This is a genomic window from Rhizobium sp. Leaf321, assembly GCF_001423215.1.
GTDB lineage: Bacteria > Pseudomonadota > Alphaproteobacteria > Rhizobiales > Rhizobiaceae > Neorhizobium > Neorhizobium soli.
Window position 1 is genome coordinate 1,119 of record NZ_LMOF01000004.1, and the last position, 24,058, is coordinate 25,176.

A 24,058-nucleotide genomic window follows, 5' to 3' on the forward strand; every position below is an offset into this window, starting at 1 on the left:
GATAAGGACGAGGGCTGGCCATTTGTAGATTGGATCGGGCAGAACGCCGCAGCGCGCCAAGACCTCCGTGCGCGTTTCGTGACGGGGTAAGCACCAATCGTCCGCAAGGCAGAGGATCGGGTTCATGCCATCCGGAAGTAATGGAACCTCCGCCGACACGGGACCGTCAGGCCAAGACGTCAGCGGCACCAGTGCGGCCTGCGTGCGGCGAAAGAGGCGGTTTAAAAATCGTATCACGGCCTCCGTTATGTTCGCCGCTCACCAACGTGTCCAGTTAGAATACATGATACGCGCTGGCCATGTCCAAGTCCCAAACGTCTTGCCCATAAGTGGACCGAAAACTATTTCGGATCAGAGGGAGTGAACCTCCGGAACAGATTAGACTGCTCACGGCCCCTACCGGTCATTTCGAGTGCAAGTGATTACTGGGTTAGATGATTTAATGGGATATAGCGACAGGGTCGGCGGTTCGATTCCGTTCAAGGCAAAAACTGCTCAGGAAAAATTCTCCAACACGGCCAGGAATGTGTGCCGATCGCCCTGTCCTTCAGTCAGCCGAACTCGGCCCTCGATGTCGGCCAGATGATGATCCATCAACTGTTGTGCTTTTGACAGATCCTTGGCTTTCAGGGCGGTGACGATCTGGCGATGGTGGTCGGCGCCGCAGTCGTCTTTCCGCTCTTCCTCGTAAAGAGACATGACGAGCGAGAGGCGGGCGACGATCTTCGATAGTATCTCCGTCAAGACGGCATTGCCGCCAAGCTCGGCCAGAACGACGTGGAACTTGCCAGACAGCACCGTCTTCGACTTCTCATCACCATGATGATGGATGTGCTCTTCCTCGTCGGTGAGTTTTTCAAGTGCGTCCAACTGCTCAGCGGTCGCGTGGTCCAGGACAAGCTCCAAGATGACGTGCTCGAGCTTGCGACGGGCCTCGAACAAGGCCTTGGCCTCTTCGATGCCCGGTTCGGCAACGAACGTGCCGCGGTTTTTCTTGCGTTCCAGGAGATGGTCGCTTTCCAGAACGCCAAGTGCACCACGCACGACCGTGCGACTGACGCCAAAATGGTCTGCAATAGCATCCTCAAGGATCTTGACGCCGGGCTTGAGCGCACCTTCGCCGATCGCCGTGGCGAGCGTGATCCGGATGCGTTCAGTCACGTCGTCATGGGCGTTTTCTGCCGCATCGACCGAGCCGTTGGCCTTTGGTGCGGTCTTTGCGCCTTGACGTCGTGTCGTCTTCTTCATGTCTGTTTCCACCTCAGATCAAGCGACCTAATTATTTTCGTGAGAATATTCCTGCGTATATCCGTCTGATATAAAAAGTCGAGATCTTCCCACGGTTTTTAGAGCACCGGCAACATCCGTCGCCGGTGCTTAATCTGGAGCCTGTCAGGCGGCTCGCTGCTTCGTGGAAGGCGTCGAGAGCGGAATTCCATTCGCTACGCAAACCTCTTCGATATGTCGAGCCGACTTTTTGATGAACTCTACCGCTTCGCTGTAGCCATAGGACTGGTGCTCATAGGTAGGGTAGCCATACTGACTGGTCTCATAAGCCTCCCAGTCCGGGATCTCACCTGCGGCCACCCGCTTCTCGAACTCATCAACCAGTGCCAGATAGGCCTCGAGTTCTTCCGCAGTCAGGTCGGGATGGCCGGCGCGCCAGATCGGATCGTTAATCTCGATGCACTGGCGAGGATTGGCCTTGCGCGGCTTGTCCTCGACGGAAGCCGCGACCTCCAGGGAGAGGTTCAGGTCGGGATTGGCTTTGGCGAGGATGGGGATGATTGCCGCGAAATCGACAATGCCGCGACCGACCGGCCGGGTCTGGAAATCAAGGCCACCCGCAGCGTGGCCGACATAGGCATCCTTGATATGGGTCTGGCGGACATAGGGGGCCACGCGTTTTGCGGCAAAGACCGGATGTTCTGCGCGCTGCAGGCCGTTGGCGGTGTCGAAGACCACCCCCACGCAATCCTCGCCCACCTTTTCGATCAGTCGAAGGATTTCGAATGAGGTGATTTCGTCATGGGTCTCCATGTTGAGATGGACGCCATTGGCGCGCGCCACGGGGGCGAGCTTCAACAGTACCTTTTCGATGGCCAGCAGTTGCTCGTCCCAGGTGACGTCGGTGCGGAAGCGGTCATTGGCCAGTCGCCCGCGATACTCCGATTTGAAGTTTCCGGGTGACACCCAGAGCTCCCGGCAGCCGATGGCCGCACTCGCTTCGATCATGCGGGTGAAGCCAAGGATAACGTCGCCATCGCCGATGGCCCGGAATTCCGGCGCCTCGGCACTGCAATAGGGATTGATCTTGCCGACACCGGCTTCGAGATAAAGCTCGAGTTCGTCGGCCTTGGCGCGGATCTCGGCCAACGCGCCCTTGTCCAGCGTCTCGCTCATGTCAAGGATCGTGCTGAAGAAGATGCCGCCGAGACCGAGTTCCTTGACGTGGTCCAGGCTTTTGAGTGGCCCGCGCTTCCTGGCTTCGGGTAGCTTCTGTCCGTCAATGCCTAGTCTCATGATCTGCTCCTTGATGTTTCCTGGTCGGATGCGCTGCAATGGCGATCCTGGTTGGTTGATGGATTGAACGGATGATGTGTCAGGCGGGCCTGGGCGCGCCTTTCTGTGCGCCGGCGGTCCGGCCTTTCGGGGCGAGATGCTTTTCCAGAAAATGCTGGCCGATCGACGCGATGGTTGTGATGAGCAGGTACCAGAGCGAGGCGACACACAGGAGCTCGATGACAAGGAAGTTGCGCGCGTAAATGGCCTGGGCCTGGGTCAGCAGGTCCTGCATGCCGATGACGGAGACGATGGCGCTCGCCTTCAGCATGCCGATCGCCTGGTTGCCGGTCGGCGGCACGATAAGCCGGATAGCCTGGGGCAGGACGACGGTTCGAAGGGTCTGGAGCGGGCGCAAGCCCAGTGACGAGGCCGCCTCGCGCTGGCCACGATCGACGGCAGTCAATCCGCCGCGAATGATCTCGCTCATGTTGGCGGCTTCATGCAGGCCAAGCGCCAGGAAGCCGGCGAGCGCTGGGGTGACGAGTTCGTTGATCGAGATGGAATAGTGGCCGATGCCCACCATCGGAATGAACAACGCGATGTTGAACCAGAAGAAGATCTGGACGATGAGCGGCACGCCGCGGAACCACCAGACGAAGGCGACGGCGATCGCTTTGAAGACGATGTTCTGGCTTGTCGCCATCATGGCAACGATGCAACCTACGACGATGCCGAACACCATCGCGCCTGCGGTTAATTGCAAGGTCAGGACAACGCCGTCGAGGATCACCGGATCGACCATGTAACGGGGGATCTCACCCCATTGGACGCTCTGGTTTCCAGCGATCATCGTGATCGTGAGCACTACCGCGAGGATCGCGACGGCGCCTGATGTGATCTGCCCCCACCGGATCGGCGTGCCGACCGGTGGGGCGATGCCCATGCTGACAGGTTGAGCAAAGAATGACATGGCTCAGTTCACCGGCATGCTGGCTGCGTCGTTGAACTTGACGGTGGTCACGGCGAGCGGCCCGAGCCCCCATTTCTCCATGATCGCCTTATAGGCACCGCTATCGACCATATGCTGCAGCGAGGCGATGACCGTGTCCCGCAGGTCCGGATTGTCCTTCGATGTCAGCATGCCGAGATAGCCGACGGCGAGGCGGACGTCCGGGAGGGCCTGCAGGCCGACGCCCTTGCCTGTTTGGTTTTCCGTCGTGTAGACGCTCGTCGCGTAACCGTTAACGGTGGCATCGGCGCGGCCGGTACGAACAGCCTGCAGGACATCAGGCATTTTCGGGATCGACATGATATTCATGGGTGTCGTGCATTTTGCCGATGCGGCTTCAACCAGGCGCGCCTGGAACGTGCCGACCGGCACGGCAACCTTCTTGCCGCAGAGGTCTTCCATGCTCTTGATGCCGAGCGGGTTGCCCTTGATGGTCATGATCGTGGTGGCGTCGAACATGTAGTCGATGACGTCGACCTGCTTTTCCAGCTCCACATCGTCGTTGATGCCGGAAATGGTCATGTCGAAACGCTTGGAGAGAACGGCCGGCACGATCGCGGCGCCTGCGCCGACATTGGCCATCTGGACATCGATGCCGAGGATGACACCCAAGGCTGCGGCAATATCGGCATCGATGCCAACAAGCTTGCCGCCTTCGTCCTGGAAGCTGATCGGCGGTGTCAGGTCGGTTGCTACCTTTAGGATCTTCTTGTCCTTGATGGCAGATGGCAGGCGGTCCGCCAGTGTCTGTTGGAAGGCGACGCCAGGCATTTTGGCGACGTCAGCCTCCGGCACCATCTTGATGGCAGTACCTTCTGCGGCGTGTGCAGAAGTCGAGAGCAGTGCGAATGCGATGCCGGCCAGGCCGCCTTTGCGACTTTTCTTGAAGCTGCGCATGTGATCCCCTTGTCGCTCTTTTGTCGACGTGAATTTACGCAATCCTCGATGCAATCGGCGTGCCATTCTGATCTTGATTTCCTTAGTGAACTGTTTTTAAACGAGTATTCTTTCAGGCCTGGCAAATTTCCACGTATCCGCACAAATATTCGAATAAATTTGCGAAAGCTTACTGATTAAAGATTCAGCTCCTGCATTGGCACGGTTTGTGGATTAACGATCGACTGCCTAAGCTTCTGCTTTAGCTTGATATTTCTCTGCATCTCGATTGGTAGGGATCGTGATTTGCTGCGATTTAACCGGAAAAATCGCCAATAAATCCTAATCCAGGCCGGGAATGCTGCCCAATATATGACCGTCACCCATGAACTTTGCACATTTATTAGATTCGGCAAGAATGTATATAAAAGATTATGCAGAATGTTCGAAACTATAAAAAGATAACATACGTTAGTAAAGTCAGTATCTTAAATGTTTATTTCGGTTCGAAATCGCAAACTGGCACACGGCTTGCAACTCCCCTGCCATGAACCACGCCAAACTCAACATCGTCGAACGACCGCATCTCTGCCTGGTGCTGCCAGGCGCTAAGCGCTTTGACGTTACGGCGCAACCGAAGGGGATATTCATGGCAGGGGCCTCGAAGGCAGGAGAGGGCAAGCAGCTCAGCGTCCGGGGTCTGACCCACAGTTATGGTGGGCAGAACGCGATTAGCGATATCTCGTTCGATGTCGAGGCTGGCGAGATCGTCGCGCTTCTGGGGCCAAGCGGCTGCGGCAAGTCCACCGTCCTGCGGGCCATCGCCGGGCTGATCCAACCAAAGAGCGGGGCTATCCAGCTCGGTGGTCAGGATCTTGCAAATGTGTCCGCTAGGTCCCGTGGCATCGGCATGGTGTTCCAGAACTACGCCCTATTTCCGCATCTAACGGTGGCTGAGAACATCGCCTATCCGCTCGCCTGCCAGCACGTGCCGCGGGCTGAGCGTAAGGACCGGGTTGAGGAAATGCTCTCGCTCGTGCAGTTGAAGAACTATGGTAACCGGCTGCCGCGTGAACTGTCCGGCGGGCAGCAGCAACGTGTCGCGGTTGCCCGCGCCATTGCCGGCCGGCCCTCGCTTCTTCTGCTCGACGAGCCGTTCGGTGCGCTTGACCGGGCGCTTCGTTTCGATCTGCAGGTTGAGCTGCTGCATTTGCAGAAGACGCTTGGCATCACCACGCTGATCGTCACCCACGATCAGGAAGAGGCGCAAAGCCTCGCCGGCCGGCTTGTGCTGATGAACAAGGGCAATGTCGAGCAGATCGACACGCCCATGGCCGTCTATGACCGGCCGAAGACTCTGTTCGTCAATACCTTTATCGGCCAGGCCAATGTGCTGCGTGGAACGGTGGAGCGGCTGGACGCAGAGGCAACAACCCTTGCGCTCGCCGATGGCAATACGATCGTTCTGCCCCGCCGTCTGAATTTCACGATCGGCTCCAAGGTCACCATCACTTTCCGTCCCGAAGACGTCCGTCTGTTGACGGCCCCCGGTGGCTTTTCGTTGCCGGCACGGCTGACGGTGTCCGTGCCGCTTGGGCCAACGCTCGTCCACGACCTTCTTCTCGAGGATGGCACGGGTCTGCGCGCGTCGCAGGTCCGTGGACCCTCCACGTTCATTTCCGAGCCGGGAGCCCAGCTCTTTGCCGAGATCGACACGACCAGGTGTCACGCCTTTCCGAGCGAACCGGAAGCATCCAGCGAATGAACAACAACAGAGGTGAACAGATGCAAGACTTCAACATCACAAGACGTCATTTCGGACTGCTCGCTGCCGGTGCGGCCGCAGCCGCAGCCGCCACGTTGCCTTTCGCCGCCCGCGCGGCCGGCGGCATGGCTGTTGCCGCCGCATTCCCCGGCAACTGGGAAGATGCCTATCGCACGGCGCTGACACCGCTCGTTAAGGAAGCCGGTTTCGATCTCACGGTCGCGCCTGCCATGGCGCAGGATCAGCTTGCCAAGGTCATGGCGAGCCCCGGCAACCCGCCCTACGACACGCTGCTGATGTCGCCCGGCCAGATGGCCGTCGCCGTCGAGAATGACCTGATCCAGAAGATCGATCCGTCGAAGCTGAAGAACTGGGGTCTGCTCGATCCTGCCTTCCAGGGCGAGTACGGCCCGACCGTGACCGTCGAAGTCAACGGGATCGCTTATAATCCGGATCTGGTGCCGGCACCAAAGGGCTATCGCGACCTGTTCGAAAATCCCGCCTACCAGGGCCTTGTGTCGTGGACGGGTTTTGCCTCCAACACAGGCGTCATGGCCTATTCGGAGATCGCCAAGATCTTCGGCTCCGGCCCGACCGACATGGACGCCGTGTTCAAGCTGTTCAAGGAGCATCCGGAGCATCTAAAGGGTGTCGTTGCCAGCACCAACCATCAGATGACCCTGTTCCAGCAGGGCGAAATCGCCGTCTTCATGTGCTCGACGGGCAATGTGGCGAAGCTGAAAGCCCTGGGCCTGAAGGCCGAGTTCGTCCAGCCCGAGACCGGTTCTCCGGCAGCTCCGGTCAACATCCACCTGACGAAGGGCGCAAAAAACCCTGATGCGGCTTACGCCTTTATGGATGCTGCCATCTCCAAGGCAGCGCAGGACAAGCTCAAGATGCCGCCGACCGAGATGTTCCCAACCAACAGGGAGGTCGAACTGACACCCGGCATCGAGGCCTATGTGAAGCGCGAACAGCTCGCGTCTCTGGTCTATCCGGACTGGGCTGCGATCAACAAGAACCGTGCGGAATGGATCCGCCAGTTCGACGCTCTTGTAGCCGGTTGAGGGCCATAAAATGAAAGCGAGCGGCTTCCCATACGTTCTCCCGATGCTTCTGCTGTCGGTGGCGTTCTTTGCGACGCCGCTCGCCGTTCTCGTCGGGTTCAGCTTTATCGGCCCCGACGGCCCGTCCCTTCACAACTACGCGCGCTTTCTCGGCGATGCGTTCAATTACCGCGTTCTGGTCAACACTGCCACGCTCGGTCTGCAGACCATCGCCAGTACGACGTTGCTCGGCATTCCGATTGCACTTCTCTATTGGCACAGTGGCAAGACCGCGCGACAGATCATCATCTTTCTGACCCTCATCCCGATGCTGACCAGCAATGTGGTGCGCACCTTCGCCTGGATCGTCATCCTCGGGCGACAGGGCCCGATCAGCGAGACCTTCGTGGCGCTCGGATTGGCCGGGCGTCCGTTCTCGCTGATGTCCACCGAACTCGGGCTCGTCTTGGCCATGTGTCAGATCGATCTGCCGCTGATCATCCTGCCGCTGATCGCCATCCTGTCGCGCACGCCGGTCCAGTTCACCGAGGCAGCACAGGTCTCTGGCGCCGGCCCGTGGCGGATCCTTGTGACCGTTCTCTTGCCGATGATGCTGCCGGGGCTGCTGGCGGGCTGGATTCTGGTGTTTGCCAGCACCAGCGCTTCCTTCGTCACACAGGCTGTCATCGGTGGTGCGCGCAATGTCTATGTGCCGCAGCTCATCTATCGCGAGGTCGGCACGCTGTTCGACTGGCCGATGGCTTCCGCCATTGCCGTTGTCCTGCTTCTGTCGACGGGCATCCTTCTCGTCGCCATGACCATGATTTCCCGCCACAGGAGGCTTGTCGGCCATGCATAGTCCGCGCAAAAATCCGTTTCCCGTCTTTCTTTACAAGGCATTCGTCTTTGGCGTCGGCACTCTCAGCCTGATCTATCTGGTTGCGCCGATTGTCATCGCGATTACCATGTCCTTTACCGCAGGCCAGACGCTCAAATATCCGCCCGAGGGATTTTCGTTGCGCTGGTACGAGGCACTCCTCGATCCCGTCGGCTCCGGAACCGAACATATCGCAGCCGGCAATTCGTTGAAGATCGCAGGTCTTGCGGTGCTTGGATCGTTGCTGTTTGCCGTGCCGGCCACCATCGGCATGGCGCGGATGCGGCGCAGCACGGTGAATTCGCTGGAGCCTTTTCTGCTCGCCCCGCTCGTCCTGCCGAGCCTCGTCTATGGTCTGGCGGCGCTGATCGTGGCGAACTTCGTCGGCTTCCAGCCGTCGCTGTGGCTCACCGTCATCGGCCATGTCGTGGTCTTCGGGCCGCTGATGTACCGAGCCGCATCGGTCGTCGCGCAAGGCATCAACCCCTCGCTGGCGGAGGCCTCCACCGTAATGGGTGCGACCTGGTACACGACGCTCCGGCGCGTGATCCTGCCGCTTCTGGCTCCCGGTATCCTTGCCGGCGCCTTCCTTGTCTTCATTCAGTCGCTCGACAACGTTTCCGTCTCGCTCTTCCTCGCCGATGCGCAAACGACCGTGCTCCCGCTCCGGATGTTCGCATTGATCGAAGAGTCACTCGATGTCCGCGTCGCTGCGATGTCAGGAATTCTGATCGGGTTGACGCTGGTGGTGATGCTGGTCGCCAGGCGGGTACTGGCACCGCCGCGCCAGGCCTAACTTACATAAAAAATACTTCTGGAAGGAATACTCAATGAACAGAACTGCCACCAAGGCCGGCGCCTACCGTATCGGATCGCTGCTCGCCGATTTCCAGCCGAACTTCGATTTCTCAGCACCCTTGCCGCTGCCGGTCGAAGAGTTCGAGGATCGCCTGCGCCGTATTCGTCGCCAGGCCGTCGAGGCCGGTCATGATGCGCTGATCGTGCACACGGGAGGCGTCGGCTGGTTCCACACGGCGAACCACTATCTGCGCTACATCTGCGACTGGATGCGCGAGGGCGTGCTGATCATCCCGACCGACAGCGACAAGCCGCTGACGCTTTTGTCCTTCTTCACTCAGTCGGTGCTGCTGCCGCCGGGCGGCGAGCCGGTTCTCGTCCAGGACATCTGGCAGATCGGCCCGATCGGCCGCGAATATGCCGACCGTCCCGGCGACAGCGTGATCAAGACGGCCGAGAAATGTGCCGAACTGCTGGCAGGCATGGGCCTCGCGAAGGCGCAGATCGGCCGCATCGGTGATCGCACCTCGCTGACCTTCTGGGCAGGACTCGATGAACTCATGCCAAAGACAAAGTTCATTGCCGACAATGCCATTCTCGACCGGATGCAGAAGGTGCGCTCGCCGCGCGAGATCGAGATGTTCCGGGCCGCAGCCCAGCTCGTCAGCATCGCCACCCAGGCGGCCTATAATGTCGCGAAACCGGGCGTGACGGACCATGAGATCTATGCCGCATTTACCCAGGCCCAGCTCTCCTTCGGCGGCGAGACCGGTGACGGTTACCAGATCGGCATCAACGAGTTCGGCACCCATTGCGGCAAGCCCTATGGCCATGTCGTGCGACCGGGCGATCTCATCAATCTCTACGTCTCCAACATTACTTATCGTGGCTACACTGCCCAGACCGCCCGCATGATCGCGGTCGGCGAGATCACCAAGCGGCAGGAAGAGGTGCTTGCCGCCTGCACCGAGGGCGTGAAGCGGGCCGAAAAGCTGATCCGGCCCGGCGCCTCGATGCGCGACGTCAACAACGCCGCCTTCGAGCCGATGATCGAGCGCGGCATGCTATCCTCTCCGGAAGCGCGCACCATGCCCTACAACTGGGCGCCGATGGACGATGGCAGTGCGCGACTGATCCCGCGTCAATATGTGAAGAATATCGACTGGGAGGCGCAGGGCCGCAAGCTTATGCATGTCTATCCGGCGACCGAAGGACCGCATAATCCAAATCTCGGCCACTCGGTGGGCATGGCCGGCGGCCAGAACAGCTTCAACATATCCTCCCACAACTACGACCGGATGGAGGAGGGCATGGTCTTCGTGCTGCACACGCAGTGGCTTGAGCCGCTGTCGGCCGGCTGCAATGTCGGCGACATGTATGTCGTGACAAGCGACGGGTTCGAGAACCTCTCCCGTCACACGCCGCTCGAAACACACCGCATCGCAGTCGAGGCCTGACATGACCGAGCATACGCATTTCGATTTCGCCAAGCTCAATGAGCGTGAACGCTACAAGCTGCTCATCGGAACCGTGATCCCGCGCCCGATCGCACTGGTGACGACGGTGAGCAAGGACGGGCGCCCTAATGCTGGCCCCTTCAGCTTCTTCAATGTCCTAACCCACGATCCGGCGATCGTCGCGATCGGCGTCGAGAATTATTCCGACATGCGATTCAAGGACACAGCCCGCAACATTCGCGAGACCGGCGAATTCACCGTCCACATCTGCGACACTGCGCTGGTCGACCAGATGGAAGTCTGCGCCATCAAGTTCGGTCCCGAAGTCGACGAAATGGAAGAGGCGGGCCTGTCGACCGTTCCCGGCCAGATGATCAGAAGCCCCCGTATTCTGGCTGCACCCGCCGCACTGGAATGCCGCCGCCATACGACGCTTCAGGTAGGGCCGGCCCGTGAGATTATTCTTGGTGAGGTCGTCGGCGTCTTCGTCCGCAGTGATGCGGTCAACGCCGCGAACCTGCATATCGACCAGCAGCTCATGGATGCCGTCGGACGCATGGGCGGGCACACCTATACCCGCACCCGCGATCAGTTTGACATCAAGACGCTCACCCCGCAGGAATGGGAGAATCGCAAGGCCGTTGAGACGTTGGTGGCAGAATGAGCAGCAATCCGTATTTTTCGCAGGTTGGCGGCCTTCCGCCATAGACCCAGACCCAGTCCAGCAAGGCCGTCTTCAAGACAGCCTATGCGGTGATCCCGAAGACTGTCATGAGCGACATCGTCACCAGCGTCTTGCCGCATTGGGACGAGACCAGGGCCTGGATCATCGCGCGGCCGCTGAGCGGCTTTGCCGAGACCTTCGCCCAGTACATCATGGAGGTGAAGCCCGGTGGCGGCAGCGTCAGGCCCGAGCCGGATGCAAGGGCCTCGGCCGCGATCTTTGTCGTCGAAGGCGAGGGCACCATCATCTATGACGGCCAGGACCGTCCGCTGCGTGCCGGTTCGTTCGCCTATCTGCCGGCCGGAGCGAAATGGGCGTTCAAGAACGACAGCGCGGCACCGATCCGGTTTCACTGGGTCCGCAAGGCCTTCAAGGTCGTGGACGGCCTGGAGCCGCCGCCGGCGATCTTCACCCATGAAGACGACTACGAGATGCACGCCATGCCCGAGACCGAGGGCCGCTGGGCGACCACCCGCTTCATCGATCCGTCCGATGTGCGCTACGATATGCACCTCAACATCGTCACCTTCGAGCCGGGCGCCATCATTCCCTTCATGGAAACGCATATCATGGAGCACGGACTCTATGTGCTGGAGGGCAAGGCGGTCTATCGGTTGAACGAGGACTGGGTAGAGGTCGAGGCCGGCGATTACATGTGGCTGCGCGCCTACTGCCCCCAGGCCTGCTACGCAGGCGGACCGGGCCGCTTCCGCTACCTGCTCTAGAAGGACGTCAACCGACATCCTGATCTGTGAAAGTGTTGAAAGACAGTCAGTTAGCCTGATTCTTTCCTCAGGTCGTAAGTCCAGATCCCATCAAGGAGCTATATGACCTTGCCGTTCAACACCCCAAAACGCGATACCGGCCGATCGGCAGCATCATGGGACGGCCGGAGACCGGGTCGGTGATGATCTGGCTTTCGAGCCCGAATACGGCGCGGATGTTCTGTTGCGTCAGGACCTCTTCGGGGGAGCCGGAGACATGGACCCGACCCTTTGCGATGGCGACCAGATGGTCGGCGTAGCGAGCGGCAAGGTTTAAGTCGTGCAGGACCATGACAACAGTCGTGCCACGCTCGCGGTTGAGATCGGTCAGAAGGTCGAGAACGTCGATCTGGTGGCTGATGTCGAGAAAGGTCGTGGGCTCGTCCAGCAACAGGATGTCGGTCTCCTGTGCCAGCGCCATGGCGATCCAGACGCGTTGGCGTTGACCGCCGGAAAGCTCGTCCACGGGTCTTTCGGCAAGTTCGGTCGTGCGTGTGGCGGTCAATGCCGCATCGACGGCTTCGTCATCCTTACGCGTCCAACGGGAAAACAGGTTCTGGTGCGGATGTCGGCCGCGGCTGACCAGATCGGCAACCGCGATGCCCTCAGGTGCGATCGGCGACTGGGGGAGGAGGCCCATGGTCCGGGCAAGCAGCCTGGCCGACATGCGGTGGATCGACTTGCCGTCGAGCAGAACCTGACCTTCCCGCGGGGCCAGAAGCCGCGACATGGCTCTCAGCAGCGTGGACTTGCCGCAGGCATTGGCGCCGACGATGGCCGTGATCCTGCCCGGCGGGACCCTCAGGTCGAGGTCATGCAGGATGTTGTCGGTGCCGTAACCGGTCGACAGCCCGTGGGCTTCGAGCGTGTGTTCTGGCATTGCACTGTTCATAGGGCGCTTCCGGTACGGTTGACGCGTACGATCAGGTAGATGAGGTAGGGTGCGCCCAGGGCTCCGGTCACGACACCGACCGGATAACGGCTCGGCAGCAGGAACTGACCGGCGAAATCGCCAGCCAGCACCAGCACCGCCCCGATCAGAGCTGCCGGAACTAGCGGCGAACTGCTACTGCCGACGATACGCGCGGCGATTGGCCCAGACAGGAAGGCGACGAACGCGATCGGCCCCGATACGGCGGTCGCCGAGGCGATCATGCCGACGGCAGCAACCATGATCAGCATGCGGGTCCGCGCCACTCCTACGCCGAGGGCGGATGCCATATCGTCTCCGAGGCGCAGCGCTTCCAGATCGCGGCTGCGGCTGAGCAGAAGGCCGCCGAACACGGCAAGCGAAGCGAGAAGCGGGATTGCCTGGCCGAGTTGGGCACCGTTAACGCTGCCGGTCAGCCAGCGCATCGCCTCCTGCAGGTTCCAGGCCGGTGCGCTGGAGAGGATATAGGCGATGATGCTTTCCAGCATGGCCGAGATGCCGATGCCGACCAGGATAAGCCGTGTTCCGGCCACTCCGTTGCGGAAGGAGAGGCCGCAGACGAGCATGGAAACGCCGAGCCCCGCGACGACTGCGATGATTGAAACGAACGGACCGTTCAGCGACAGGACGATGATGGCAAACACCGCCGCAGCACTTGCGCCTGAGGTTATCCCGATGATGTCCGGGCTTGCCAACGGATTGCGCAACATCAGCTGGAAGGTGACGCCGCCAAGACCGAAGCTCAATCCGGCAAGAACCGACATCACAGCACGCGGCAGCCTCAGCTGTCCGACGGTAAAGGATGCGCCTCCGATCTGTTCGCCGAGCAGGACACGGATCACCTCGAGTGGTGGCGTCACGGTCTGACCGATGGCGAGGCTGAGCGCAAACAGCGCCACGACCAGCAGCGCCAGAATGGAAACCACGCTTCGGTAGCGGCGCTGTCGGCGTCGGCGATTGGCAATCAGTGTCTGCAGCGAGGTGGAAACCATCGTCAGAGTTCTCGCACGCGCTGGCGGCGTACGATCCAGATGAAGACCGGCGCTCCGATCAGCGCAGTCAGGATACCAACATCGATCTCCGCCGGTCGGGCGGCTATGCGGCCCGCAACGTCGGCGGCGATCAGTAGACAGGCGCCGCCGAGCGCCGAAAACGGCAGAAGCCAGCGGTGGTCTATCCCGACCAGCAGCCGGCAGACATGCGGCACCACAAGTCCGAGGAAACCGATCGGGCCGCAAACGGCAGTCGTTGCGCCACAGAGAAGAATAGCGCCGATCGAGGCGGACGCGCGAGCGAAGGCAACCCGTTCGCCCAGACCGACGGCAAGCTCGTCACCCAGTGCCAGCAAATTCAGCTTGCGGGCCGACAGAAGGCTGATCGCGAAGCCGACGGCGAGAAACGGGAGGACCGGCCAGATCCTCTCTGATGTCGCCCCGCCAATGCCGCCGATCTGCCAAGAGCGGATGCCGCCGGCTATATCGGCGCGCGGCAGAACCACGGCAATGACGAGAGACGCAAAGGCGACTGAAGTCGCGGCCCCCGCCAGCGCCAGCTTCAACGGCGTCGCGCCGCCACGCCCGAGCGAGCCGATCGTATAGACGAACACGGCAGCGAGCGCCGCTCCTGCGATCGCCCACCAGATATACGCTCCCGCAGTCTCGATCTGAAACCAGACAATGCCGATCACCACGGCGAGCAACGCACCCATGTTGACCCCAAGGATACCGGGATCGGCAAGCGGATTGCGGGTGACGCCCTGCATCACGGCGCTGGCAAGACCGAGTGCCGCACCGGCCAAGACGCCAAGAAGCGTTCGCGGGATACGCAATGCGACGGCAGCCTGGCCGAGGTTGTCCGTCCGGCCAGCGAGAGCAGCAGTGATATCGCTCCAGCTCACATCACGTGTGCCGACCGTCACCGACAACGCGCAGAGCGCGGCGAGCAGCGCCACGACACCGGCAAGCCACAGGGCGCGGTTGCGGTTAGTTAGCGCGATGGCCGATATGCGGTGTTTCGCGTCGGGGCGGCGATCCGTCATCATCAGTTTGGAGCGGTCGTGCCCACGGCCTTGGACAATAGCGCCACGTAGTCCGTCAGCAGCCAGGAGATCGAAAGCGGCGTCGGGTTTGCGGCTGTGCCGAGCGGATTGCGGCTGAGCATGACGAGGCCGCCCTTCGCTACTGCCGGCATGCGCGAGGTCAGCGGATTGGTTTTCAGCGCATCAAAAAGCTTTTCGCCACCATAGGTGACGACGATATCGACGTCGTCGAAGGCATCGATCCGCTCGGCACTGACGGATCCGGAAAACTTGCCTGAGCGCGATGCTTCCACCACGCTTTTGGGCGAGGTCAGGCCGAGATCGGCAAAGAACTTCACGCGGGTATCGTGGGATGTGTAAAAATTGACCGTGCTGAGGTCGGTCGGGTCGAGATGGGTGATGAACATCGCCGACTTCCCCTTGATTTCCGGGTGACCGGCGACCGTCTCGGCGATTTGTCCCTCGATCCTGGTGATCAGGGCCTCGCCTTCGTCCGATATGCCCATGCCGGCGCTGTTGAGACGGATCATCGCCCGCCAGTCTGTCGACCAGGGCCCGTCAGGAAAGGCAACGACTGGGGCGATCTGGCTCAGCGTGTCGTAGTCTGCCTGGCTGAGGCCGGAATAGGCGGCGAGGATCACATCTGGCCTTGTTGCCGACACGGCCTCGAAATCGATACCATCGCCTTCGTCGAACAGGACCGGCGTACTGGCATCGAGTTCCTTCAGCCGTGCGGCCACCCAGGGCAGCATGCCGTCACCGTCATCATCGCCGAAATTCGCGCGAGCAAAGCCGACCGGCACAATACCAAGCGCCAGCGGCACTTCGTGGTTGGCCCAGGCGACGGTTGCGACACGCACGGGTTTCTTCGTGATAACAGCCGTTCCCAACACGTTTTTGAGGACGATGGGGTAGGTCTGACCGTCGGCAGCAGCCGCTACGCCCGAAAGAGAAGACAAAAGACATACGGCCGCAAATCGCACGGCCAGGAGAAAAGACCGCATCATAGGGTGACCTCTGCCTCGCTTTAAGTAGACTTCCATTTTCAGGTTCACGAGACGGCGTCAACGAGAAGCCGACAGATGCGCAGATCTTGGCCTGCAATTTCCGTGGTTTTTTACAATTTACGAAAAAAATACAATACCGGACAACGATTCTCAAGTTATCAGCGTTGCAGGGGACATTTCTGGTAAGACAATTTGCTGCGGCCAAAGCATTTCAAGTGCTTGGGCGGGTAACGACTTTGCGGCCTTTCCCCTGAAAAGATCACGCCAACCCTTGGAATTTGCAATATGGATATAGCAGGCCGCCGCGCGTACCGGTTTACCACTCGCTCCTCAAAAGCTGTCCTTCTCGCTTGTACGGCGCTTGTCTCCCTGTCACCGACCATGTTGGCCGCGCAGGAAGCCAGTTCGGGTTCCAATACGACATTGGCTCCGATCGTCATCAGCGGAAGTGGCACGACGCTCGATACGAGCAACGATTCCCAATCGATCGTCGCGACGGAGACTACCGCAGTCGGTAGAATGCCGACCGATATCCTCGTTGCGCCGGCATCCATCTCCGTCATCACCTCGAAGGAGATCGAGGAGCGCGGTGCCGACAGCGTCGAGAAGGTGGTGCAGTACACGGCTGGTGTTGTCACCGACTATTACGGTGGTGACGATCGTTACGACTATATCGATATTCGTGGTTTCACGCCCTACACCTACCGCGACGGGCTGGCGATCGGCCGCACATTCGGCGGCGTCAAGGAAGAACCCTATGCCTATGAGCGCATCGAGGTTCTGAAGGGCACCAGTTCTTCGGGTTTCGGCGCGGCCGAACCGGGCGGCGCGATCAATTACGTGACAAAGCTGCCGAAGACCGAACGCTTCGGAGAGGTTTATGCGACCGGTGGCTCGTTCAGCCACAAGGAAGGTGGCTTCGACTTCGGCGATAATCTGACCGAAGACGATACGCTGTCCTACCGTCTCACCGGCAAGTTCCAGAATGCCGATGCGGAATACGATTACTCCAAGGACAACGAGAAGTTCCTGATGGGCGGCCTCACATGGCGCCCGACCGATCTTACCAGCCTGTCCTTCGTTTTCGATCATCTCGACAAGGACGGCATTCCGGGCAGCGGCGGTCAGCCGATCGGGTCGGACTTCGATCGCGACAAGTTCTTCGGTGAGCCTGATTATTACTTCCTGACCACCAACCGCAATTCCTACAGCCTGATGTTCGACCACGACTTCGACAACGGCCTGAGCTTCGGTTCGAAAGCGCGCTACAGCAATTCCGACACCGCGTTCGGAAGCGCCTATTTGTCCAATACGCGTACCGACGGCTCGAACCTTGCGGATCGCTACTTCTTTGGAAGCGATACCTCAACCGAGCAATTCGTTGTCGATGCGCACCTGATGTACGAAAAGGACTTCGACAATGTCGAGAGCCGGACGCTCGTCGGCATCGACTACAACAATTTCAAGTCGGACAATTACGGTCTGTACGATACAAGTGCACCGCCGATCAGCACCACCGATCCGGTTTATACCGGCGGACCGGTTTCAACCGACCCCACCTACGGTACCGCAAACGACCAGAAGACGACGGGTCTGTACCTGCAGCAGGATCTCACCTTCTGGGATAAGCTAACTACCAGTGTCGGCGTGCGCAACGATTGGTTCGATCTGAGCCAGGACGATCTCTTCTCGTCCGCTTCAGATTCCGACACGCAGAGCAAGTTCACCAAGCGGTTCGGCGTCAGCTACAAGATCACCGAGGAAGTCGCAGCATTCGCAAGCTATGCCGAGTCGGCTGCACCTCCCGGCATCGGTACCGAGCCCACGACTGGACGCCAGTATGAGGTTGGAATCAAGTACCGTCCGGAAGCCTTCCCCGCGCTGTTCACGGCGTCGGTCTATGACCTGACGAAGAGCAATATTACCGTTTACGACAGCGTCACCTATCTGCCGTCGACAGTTGAAAGGGTCCGCCACCGCGGTTTCGAACTTGAAGCCAAGGCGGAAGTGACCGAGAGCATCGACGTCATCGCAGCCTATAGCTATATCGACTCCAAGATCGACGAGCCCGGTGGCGTCAATGACGGCAATCGCCTGATGCGCGTACCCAAGCACCTGGCATCTGTGTGGACGACCTACACGCTGGACGGCGAGGGCGCTCGCGGCGACATGACGTTCGGCGTCGGCGGTCGATACATGGACTCCTACTTCCTCGACCTTGCCAATAGCGCATCGTCGGAAAGCGCCTTCCTGTTCGATGCCTCCTTCACCTACAAGATCCAGAAGAATACGACGTTCCAGCTCAACATGAGCAACGTGTTCGACGAGAAGCATATTGCCAGCCAGGACAGCGGCGGCGTCTATTACAATCCCGGCCGTACCGTTATGGCGACGCTGCGCCAGACCTGGTAACGCGGAACTCGAAACGACAAAGCCCACGCGCCTGAAAGTGGGTGGGCTTTTCCTTTGGGATGATCGCGTGGCTAGCGAACCTGCAGCATCCGCCGCCACGCCGCGGGGGTCTCGCCAGAAACCTGCCGGAATGCCTTGGTGAAATGCGCCTGGTCGGAGAAACCGAGCTGTGCAGCAATGCCTGCAACTCTCAGGTCGTTGTCGAGCAGCAGTTTCTTGGCAAGATCGATCCGCCTGGCAAGCTGCCATTGGAGCGGGGTCTTGCCTGTCGTCTGCTTGAAGACGTTGGCAAACCAGCTTTCAGACAGGCCGACGGTGGCCGCCATTTCAGCGACGGTCATCCGGCAGTCGCCAAGCGCGTCGATGCGGGCGGCAAGCTTGTTCATCTGCGCCTGGGTCAGACGGCCGTCGGCTTTGCCAGCACCCTGTTCGGAGATCTCGAGCAGTCCGGTAACGATGCTGCCGACCAGGCTTTCCGCATAGACCTCATGGCGAGAAGGATTGTCCAGTTCTTCGGCAAGCAGACCGGCAAGCACCTGCAGCCCCGGCGCATCCTGTAATTCCGCAGGCTGTTTCAGCGCTGACAATGCGGCAGCCTGCCCGACCGATGGCGACAGGAAGCGCAGCAGACGGTCTTTATGAAGATGCAGGTTTAGATGCGAGAAGCGATGAAGTGACGTGCTCGTCGTCCACATCGGCACGCCCGCCGGAATGTAGATTGCCCGGGTCAAGGGCCGGTAATTTCGCTCGAAGTCGCCATTCTGGTTCGAAATGCGGACTCTCGATGAAACGTCGTCGAAGAAGATCATGATGCGCGGATCGGCGGCGAGGTAATAGCCGTTGGCACCTGCCTGGCTTTCCGCCTCCCAGAGTGCGCCGACCATACCGTCGAAGCGTCTCCATTTGACCGGGGAGATAACCCGAATGCCATCCGTGCGCCAAACCATGGAATGCCAGAAATTCAAAGGGCACATAGCTCCTAACGGCTCGCTTTGCGCAGCAACGCGAGCGCGGGTTTACCACAACATGACAAATACCATTTTTTGGAGATGTTCATCAACGAAGAAGACTCCTCCCCGGATGGCTTCGTGTCTAAGGCCCACTCATCCCATGAGGCACTCGGCAGAACAGCGGCAATCCTCCTCCCAGGCGTCGTTCGATTACCCGAAAAGTCTGCCGTTCCTCCCGCGGCCGGCATTTTCGTTCTTCAGGTACGCGAACAATGCCGAAAGGACGTCTTCGGGCGATTAGTTCGGCTGGACAGCGCTGTGCCGTCTCGGAGGTTCGTGTCCGATCAAGGCGTCGGAGAACAGCCTAGCCTTTAGCCTGGGGTCGGTTCTCTTTCAAAGGCATAGTGATGCCGCAGTTTTTGTCGGTAGACGTCAGAAAGCTGACCAGATAAGCGATCCCGAAGCTGACGCCAGTATCATCAGATGCAGCTACAGTCTTTCGGGGCTTACCGGAGCATACGCGGTCCTTCCAACGATGAGGAGGCTGCACGATATCGGCGGTTGGCATGCCTCGCACTCTTTCTTAAAGGTCGGACCCTTAAGGTTTAAGAAGTGAAGGATGAACAAGTGGTGATGAACTCTGGAACCAGAGTTTCATTTCCCTCCAGGATGACGATCGTCACAGAGAAGCGCGAGAGCACCATTGACGGTTTATGCTGCAGTGCACATATGAGCATTGGTTGATTTTAAACAGCACGTTAAAACCTGCTACGTGTTAGCCGCTTTCGCACACTTGATGTACGCGCAGGGATACCGCCGCATGATAGGTAAAACGGCACTGTTGCTGGTCAATCCGAATTCCCGAAGCGGCAAGGTCCGACTGCCTGAAGTTCGAAAGTTACTTGCCCAAGCCTCGATTCAGTTTGTTGAACTACCCGTGGGTTATACTGGGACGACGTCACACGCTATCGAAGAGCATGGCAACTCCGTCCAATACGTCATTGTTGGTGGCGGCGATGGAAGCTTGAACGCGGCAGCAAAGGGCCTGCTGAATACGGGGCTGTCTTTAGGCGTCCTTCCTCTCGGTACGGCGAATGACTTTGCACGCACCATCGGACTCCCTGTCGACCTGACTGCAGCCATCGATGTCATTGCCAAGAGCAACACCACGGATATCGATCTCGGTGATGCGAACGGCTATCTGTTTTTCAATGTTGCGAGCGTCGGCTTCAGTGCTGACCTGGCAATGTCCTTAACCGAAAAGGCTAAGAAGCGCTGGGGCAAGCTCGGCTATGGCATGGTTGCAGCCCGTCTGCTTGCCCGATCCGGGCTTTTCACCGCAACTCTCGAACATGATGGTCGCACCGAAGAACTTCGCACGCTACAGGTCTCGGTTGGAAATGGTCGCTTCTACGGTGGCGGGATGACGGTTCATGAGGACGCGACGGCAAGCGACGGCTTGCTCGACTTCTATAGTCTCGAAGTTGACCACTGGTGGAAGCTGCTGGCATTGCTTCCGAGTTTAAGAAAGGGCACTCACGGTGAATGGACGGATGTCCGCGCCTTCTCCACCAAGGCTCTGACGATCCGGACCAGCAGGCCGCGTGCCGTCAACCTTGACGGTGAGTTGAAGACGCAGACACCGGTGACGTTCAGCATCAGGGAGAAGGCGATCTCGGTTTTCGTTCCCTGATCAGTTTAAAACACTAATCCATTTAACGGCTCGCTCGAGCGGCGCCCATCTCAAGGACGTAATCAAACTCATGGCAACTGGTCTCATCGCGCTTCTTGATGACGTCGCGGCAATTGCAAAACTCGCCGCCGCATCGCTCGATGATGTCGCAGCGCAGACCGCCAAAGCCACGACTAAGGCGGCCGGCATCGTCATCGATGATGCTGCAGTCACGCCGCGATACGTGGTGGGTCTCAGCCCCGCGCGTGAACTGCCCATCATCGGCCGCATTGCGCTCGGGTCGCTGAAAAACAAGCTCGTGTTTCTCCTTCCGGCCGCCCTGCTGCTGGGGTATTTCGCGCCATGGGTTATCACACCGCTGCTCATGGTCGGTGGCATTTATCTTTGCTACGAAGGCGCTGAGAAGCTCTATGCAGTGTTCTTCCCGCATGCAGCGCATGGCCATGAAAAGGAAGTGCTCGGCGTGAAGACAGATCCCGTTGCCCTAGAGAACCAGAAAGTCAGCGGTGCGGTCCGCACCGACTTCATCCTGTCTGCTGAAATCATGGCGCTGACTTTGGCTGACATTTCTCAGACAAGTATTTACATGCAGGGCTTCGTGCTAGCCGCCGTCGGCATCCTGATCACGCTTGCAGTCTACGGGTTCGTCGCGCTGATCGTGAAAGCAGATGATGTCGGCATCGCCATGGCCAATACCTCATCATCAATAGCCAGGGTCGCGGGTAGGGGGCTGGTCTACGGCATGCCGATCTTCCTCAAGCTGCTGGCTGCCGTTGGCACGGCGGCTATGCTTTGGGTCGGAGGAAGCATTCTCGTTCATGGTATGGCAGAACTTGGTTACGCCGGTCCTGAACATGTTATCCACGATGCGTCCGCCACCGTCGTGACAGCCCTCGGCTTCGCTCCGGCGATCGTCGGATGGTTCGCCAAATCCGCCATGCAAGCAGCCATTGCCATCCTTATTGGCGCTATTGCCTTGGTTGCAATGGGGAATGTCGTTGCCCCTGTCTGGAAGCTTGTTCGTGCCCGGAGCCAGAAAATTCAGAGATAGTGGCTGGTGGCTTTCGGATAAATCGTACCCCAAAGTGCACCGCTCTATGCGGCGCGCGCGTGACCGGAAAAGACCACGCGTCTTTCGAACTCAGTGCAACAGCCGCCCGCACAGACTAAACCGAACCGCCAAAACGACGGAGTATCCATGCACAATGTGCAGCTCCGGCCTATGCCACCTCGAATAGAAGAGCATTCTTCGCCAACTTCTTCTACTCTGGTACATCTCGGGTATAAGGCCAGGGCCATCTAAATTCTCGCGCACGCAGCAGCTTCCTCACCAGAGTGTGGGCTGGAGCCATTCTCTCGGGCCTGATAAGACACAGCGATGATCAACGTTACCGAGATACGTGCTCTCAACATCGCTGCGGCGGCCTCAACAAAGCGACCTTTGCATTTGAGCGCCGCAAGCGGCCTCGTATGCGTGGGCTCGACAATTTACGTTGTTGCCGATGACGAGCTTCATCTGGGTGTGTTTTTCAAAAATTCGCCAGATCCGGGACGGCTCGTGCGTTTGTTCGAGGGCGTGTTGCCCGACAAAAAAGCTGCGCGAAAACGGATGAAGCCAGACCTTGAAGCGCTCACTCTGGTTCCAGCTTTCGAGAATTTTCCGCATGGCGCACTGCTGGCTCTCGGATCGGGATCAAGGCCGAACCGAGGACGCGTCGCCCTCGTTGCTCTTGACCGCGATGGGACTGTCTTGGGTCCGCCTCGGGAATTGGACATGTCCCCTATTCTCCGTCCACTTCACGAAGCATTTGATGAGCTCAACATTGAGGGCGCGGTCATCATTGGCGATGAATTGCGCCTGTTCCAGCGCGGCAACAAGGGTCAGGCCAACAACGCGATCATCAGCTACTCTGTCTGGCAGGTCCTCGCTGCGTTGCAAAGTGCCAAGACCGATCCGATCCGGCCGTCCGCTATCAACAGGATCAGCCTTGGTTACATCGCCGGTGTGCCCTTTTGCTTGACGGACGCAACGGCTCTGGCTAACGGTGACATGGTGTTCTGCGCAGTGGCGGAAGATACGGAGAATGCTTATCGCGATGGGCCTTGCATCGGTGCTGCGATCGGCATCGTCAGTCACGATGGCCAGCTACTCGGTATGGAGCAACTTGACCGCCCTCACAAAGTGGAGGGTATCAGCGCCCACGAGAACGGTGATAGATTGGAGATCCTGCTTGTCACCGATCCGGATAATGCCGAAATATCTGCGGTGCTGTTGTCCGCATCAATTGTGCGATAGCTTCTTCTTCAGGGAAGTAGCGACGGGCTAGGGAAGTTTCGATTCCGAACCGGGTGCCTTTGCTCAGCGATCGCGTTTGCGCTCAGATGCAAGTGTCCAGTAACAAGAGAATCGCTGTCGGGATGGACCGACACCGGAGTAGTTGCTATCGGTGAGCACCGAGCCGCGCTGGGCCGTCGCGGCAATATTCTCCGAGGATCCGAAAGCGTTTCAAGTGAAGAAAACACAACGTAGTTTTGCCGTCGCGTACAAATCCGGACGCCGAAAGCTTGACGCCAACCCCACCTCCATCTGGGGAAACATGGACCTTAAGTCCGTTGCCCGTGACGTAGAGGAAGAGGCGATGCCGTTGCTGCCGGAAGGACTGAAAGCTGATGAAGCCGGCCTAGACGTACAATTGCCTTCGGTAGAACCTCCTCAGCCATTATTGACACCATCGGATGCGACGCCGACAACTGCTGAAGAACCGAAGGAGATGATCATGGCCGACGATACCGATACAATCAACGATGTTGAAGCGCCCGCGCCGGAAGAAGCGCCTGTTGCCGTAAAGAAGCAGCGTAAGCCTCGGGCGAAGAAAACCTCCGTTGTCGCAACGACAGCAGAAAGCGCTACAGCCGGTACCGATGGCCCAAAGAAGCGAGGCCGCAAGCCACGCGTGAGCAAAGACACAACGCCGGTCGAGCCCGCTGCTCCGAAGCTTGCTCCGACGCCTGACCGGATCGCTGATGACGCTGCTGCCTCTGCAGACGACGAAATGGCTGATCTGCTTCAGCTAGAGGCGGAGAACCAAAAGCTTCGCAAGATGCTGGCTGAAAAGTTGCGTACTGAAAACGCTGATTTGCGCAAAAAGCTCAATCTCGATTGATTTGACCGCTGCGGCCGGAAACGCCTCACATCTCTAGTTTAA

The 24,058-nt window shown here is 59.2% G+C and carries 21 protein-coding genes and 1 pseudogene; 12 read left to right on the top strand and 10 right to left on the bottom strand.

Annotation, left to right across the window (positions count from 1 at the left end; genetic code table 11):
- From ASF70_RS24420 to ASF70_RS02650, 5 genes are all read right to left on the bottom strand, one after another.
- Positions 1-237 (bottom strand): hypothetical protein (locus tag ASF70_RS24420; protein WP_210166801.1); only part of this gene is annotated, 237 nt, incomplete at its 3' end.
- Positions 238-495: 258 nt separating this feature from the next.
- A complete protein-coding gene (locus ASF70_RS02635; RefSeq protein ID WP_062577209.1) occupies positions 496-1,248 on the bottom strand; it encodes a GntR family transcriptional regulator in 753 nt (250 codons plus the stop codon).
- Between the two features lie 144 nt (positions 1,249-1,392).
- A complete protein-coding gene (locus ASF70_RS02640; protein ID WP_062577516.1) occupies positions 1,393-2,523 on the bottom strand; it encodes a sugar phosphate isomerase/epimerase family protein in 1,131 nt (376 codons plus the stop codon).
- A gap of 79 nt (positions 2,524-2,602) precedes the next feature.
- Positions 2,603-3,475, bottom strand: coding sequence for an amino acid ABC transporter permease (locus ASF70_RS02645; protein WP_062577210.1), 873 nt, complete (start codon positions 3,473-3,475; stop codon positions 2,603-2,605).
- Between the two features lie 3 nt (positions 3,476-3,478).
- Positions 3,479-4,411: an ABC transporter substrate-binding protein gene (locus ASF70_RS02650; RefSeq protein WP_062577212.1), complete on the bottom strand. Its 933-nt coding sequence runs from the start codon at positions 4,409-4,411 to the stop codon at positions 3,479-3,481.
- A 628-nt stretch (positions 4,412-5,039) separates the two neighbouring features.
- On the opposite strand from ASF70_RS02650, the gene ASF70_RS02655 reads away from it, so the two are divergent.
- The 7 genes and pseudogenes from ASF70_RS02655 to ASF70_RS02685 all read left to right on the top strand — a co-directional run bounded on the left by ASF70_RS02655 (position 5,040) and on the right by ASF70_RS02685 (position 11,782).
- Positions 5,040-6,155 carry an ABC transporter ATP-binding protein gene (locus ASF70_RS02655; protein WP_156461728.1) on the top strand — a complete coding sequence of 372 codons (1,116 nt, stop codon included), beginning with the start codon at positions 5,040-5,042 and terminating at the stop codon, positions 6,153-6,155.
- A 20-nt stretch (positions 6,156-6,175) separates the two neighbouring features.
- Positions 6,176-7,222: an extracellular solute-binding protein gene (locus ASF70_RS02660; protein ID WP_062577518.1), complete on the top strand. Its 1,047-nt coding sequence runs from the start codon at positions 6,176-6,178 to the stop codon at positions 7,220-7,222.
- Between the two features lie 10 nt (positions 7,223-7,232).
- Entirely contained in the window at positions 7,233-8,060 is an 828-nt protein-coding gene (locus ASF70_RS02665; RefSeq protein WP_062577219.1) for an ABC transporter permease, read from the top strand.
- Positions 8,053-8,874, top strand: coding sequence for an ABC transporter permease (locus ASF70_RS02670; protein ID WP_062577221.1), 822 nt, complete (start codon positions 8,053-8,055; stop codon positions 8,872-8,874). Before ASF70_RS02665 ends, ASF70_RS02670 begins: the two co-directional genes overlap by 8 nt.
- A gap of 34 nt (positions 8,875-8,908) precedes the next feature.
- Complete coding sequence (locus ASF70_RS02675; RefSeq protein ID WP_062577223.1) at positions 8,909-10,333, top strand: Xaa-Pro peptidase family protein; 1,425 nt, start codon at positions 8,909-8,911, stop codon at positions 10,331-10,333.
- A gap of 1 nt (position 10,334) precedes the next feature.
- Entirely contained in the window at positions 10,335-10,997 is a 663-nt protein-coding gene (locus ASF70_RS02680) for a flavin reductase family protein (RefSeq protein WP_062577229.1), read from the top strand.
- Positions 10,994-11,782, top strand: a pseudogene (locus ASF70_RS02685) (bifunctional allantoicase/(S)-ureidoglycine aminohydrolase). Before ASF70_RS02680 ends, ASF70_RS02685 begins: the two are co-directional and overlap by 4 nt.
- A 115-nt stretch (positions 11,783-11,897) precedes the next feature.
- Here ASF70_RS02685 and ASF70_RS02690 read toward each other — a convergent pair.
- From ASF70_RS02690 to ASF70_RS02705, 4 genes are read right to left on the bottom strand one after another with little or no spacing between them, the layout of a single operon-like run.
- The gene (locus tag ASF70_RS02690; protein WP_062577520.1) at positions 11,898-12,701 is read right to left on the bottom strand and encodes an ABC transporter ATP-binding protein; all 804 of its coding nucleotides are present in this window, start codon (positions 12,699-12,701) and stop codon (positions 11,898-11,900) included.
- Between the two features lie 8 nt (positions 12,702-12,709).
- Positions 12,710-13,750: an iron chelate uptake ABC transporter family permease subunit gene (locus ASF70_RS02695; RefSeq protein WP_244473944.1), complete on the bottom strand. Its 1,041-nt coding sequence runs from the start codon at positions 13,748-13,750 to the stop codon at positions 12,710-12,712.
- Complete coding sequence (locus ASF70_RS02700) at positions 13,747-14,790, bottom strand: iron ABC transporter permease (protein WP_062577234.1); 1,044 nt, start codon at positions 14,788-14,790, stop codon at positions 13,747-13,749. The genes ASF70_RS02695 and ASF70_RS02700 overlap by 4 nt, the downstream gene beginning before the upstream one ends.
- A 2-nt stretch (positions 14,791-14,792) precedes the next feature.
- The gene (locus ASF70_RS02705; RefSeq protein WP_062577523.1) at positions 14,793-15,794 is read right to left on the bottom strand and encodes an iron-siderophore ABC transporter substrate-binding protein; all 1,002 of its coding nucleotides are present in this window, start codon (positions 15,792-15,794) and stop codon (positions 14,793-14,795) included.
- 288 nt (positions 15,795-16,082) lie between these two features.
- On the opposite strand from ASF70_RS02705, the gene ASF70_RS02710 reads away from it, so the two are divergent.
- Positions 16,083-18,209 carry a TonB-dependent siderophore receptor gene (locus ASF70_RS02710; protein ID WP_062577236.1) on the top strand — a complete coding sequence of 709 codons (2,127 nt, stop codon included), beginning with the start codon at positions 16,083-16,085 and terminating at the stop codon, positions 18,207-18,209.
- Positions 18,210-18,280: 71 nt separating this feature from the next.
- Here ASF70_RS02710 and ASF70_RS02715 read toward each other — a convergent pair whose 3' ends face one another.
- Positions 18,281-19,174, bottom strand: coding sequence for an AraC family transcriptional regulator (locus tag ASF70_RS02715; protein ID WP_156461729.1), 894 nt, complete (start codon positions 19,172-19,174; stop codon positions 18,281-18,283).
- 805 nt (positions 19,175-19,979) lie between these two features.
- Between ASF70_RS02715 and ASF70_RS02720 the strand changes: the two genes are divergently transcribed.
- The 4 genes from ASF70_RS02720 to ASF70_RS02735 all read left to right on the top strand — a co-directional run bounded on the left by ASF70_RS02720 (position 19,980) and on the right by ASF70_RS02735 (position 24,016).
- Complete coding sequence (locus tag ASF70_RS02720; protein WP_062577242.1) at positions 19,980-20,852, top strand: lipid kinase; 873 nt, start codon at positions 19,980-19,982, stop codon at positions 20,850-20,852.
- A gap of 70 nt (positions 20,853-20,922) precedes the next feature.
- Positions 20,923-21,903 carry a DUF808 domain-containing protein gene (locus ASF70_RS02725; RefSeq protein WP_062577243.1) on the top strand — a complete coding sequence of 327 codons (981 nt, stop codon included), beginning with the start codon at positions 20,923-20,925 and terminating at the stop codon, positions 21,901-21,903.
- Between the two features lie 327 nt (positions 21,904-22,230).
- Complete coding sequence (locus tag ASF70_RS02730) at positions 22,231-23,148, top strand: hypothetical protein (protein ID WP_062577244.1); 918 nt, start codon at positions 22,231-22,233, stop codon at positions 23,146-23,148.
- 214 nt (positions 23,149-23,362) lie between these two features.
- The gene (locus tag ASF70_RS02735) at positions 23,363-24,016 is read left to right on the top strand and encodes a hypothetical protein (protein WP_062577525.1); all 654 of its coding nucleotides are present in this window, start codon (positions 23,363-23,365) and stop codon (positions 24,014-24,016) included.
- Positions 24,017-24,058 lie beyond the last annotated feature (42 nt).

Excerpts from the sequence above, each read along its gene's own strand:
- ASF70_RS02635 (WP_062577209.1), bottom strand. The coding sequence starts at position 1,248 with ATGAAGAAGACGACACGACGTCAAGGCGCAAAGACCGCACCAAAGGCC.
- ASF70_RS02640 (WP_062577516.1), bottom strand. The coding sequence starts at position 2,523 with ATGAGACTAGGCATTGACGGACAGAAGCTACCCGAAGCCAGGAAGCGC.
- ASF70_RS02645 (WP_062577210.1), bottom strand. The coding sequence starts at position 3,475 with ATGTCATTCTTTGCTCAACCTGTCAGCATGGGCATCGCCCCACCGGTC.
- ASF70_RS02650 (WP_062577212.1), bottom strand. The coding sequence starts at position 4,411 with ATGCGCAGCTTCAAGAAAAGTCGCAAAGGCGGCCTGGCCGGCATCGCA.
- ASF70_RS02655 (WP_156461728.1), top strand. The coding sequence starts at position 5,040 with ATGGCAGGGGCCTCGAAGGCAGGAGAGGGCAAGCAGCTCAGCGTCCGG.
- ASF70_RS02660 (WP_062577518.1), top strand. The coding sequence starts at position 6,176 with ATGCAAGACTTCAACATCACAAGACGTCATTTCGGACTGCTCGCTGCC.
- ASF70_RS02665 (WP_062577219.1), top strand. The coding sequence starts at position 7,233 with ATGAAAGCGAGCGGCTTCCCATACGTTCTCCCGATGCTTCTGCTGTCG.
- ASF70_RS02670 (WP_062577221.1), top strand. The coding sequence starts at position 8,053 with ATGCATAGTCCGCGCAAAAATCCGTTTCCCGTCTTTCTTTACAAGGCA.
- ASF70_RS02675 (WP_062577223.1), top strand. The coding sequence starts at position 8,909 with ATGAACAGAACTGCCACCAAGGCCGGCGCCTACCGTATCGGATCGCTG.
- ASF70_RS02680 (WP_062577229.1), top strand. The coding sequence starts at position 10,335 with ATGACCGAGCATACGCATTTCGATTTCGCCAAGCTCAATGAGCGTGAA.
- ASF70_RS02690 (WP_062577520.1), bottom strand. The coding sequence starts at position 12,701 with ATGCCAGAACACACGCTCGAAGCCCACGGGCTGTCGACCGGTTACGGC.
- ASF70_RS02700 (WP_062577234.1), bottom strand. The coding sequence starts at position 14,790 with ATGACGGATCGCCGCCCCGACGCGAAACACCGCATATCGGCCATCGCG.
- ASF70_RS02705 (WP_062577523.1), bottom strand. The coding sequence starts at position 15,794 with ATGCGGTCTTTTCTCCTGGCCGTGCGATTTGCGGCCGTATGTCTTTTG.
- ASF70_RS02710 (WP_062577236.1), top strand. The coding sequence starts at position 16,083 with ATGGATATAGCAGGCCGCCGCGCGTACCGGTTTACCACTCGCTCCTCA.
- ASF70_RS02720 (WP_062577242.1), top strand. The coding sequence starts at position 19,980 with ATGATAGGTAAAACGGCACTGTTGCTGGTCAATCCGAATTCCCGAAGC.
- ASF70_RS02725 (WP_062577243.1), top strand. The coding sequence starts at position 20,923 with ATGGCAACTGGTCTCATCGCGCTTCTTGATGACGTCGCGGCAATTGCA.
- ASF70_RS02730 (WP_062577244.1), top strand. The coding sequence starts at position 22,231 with ATGATCAACGTTACCGAGATACGTGCTCTCAACATCGCTGCGGCGGCC.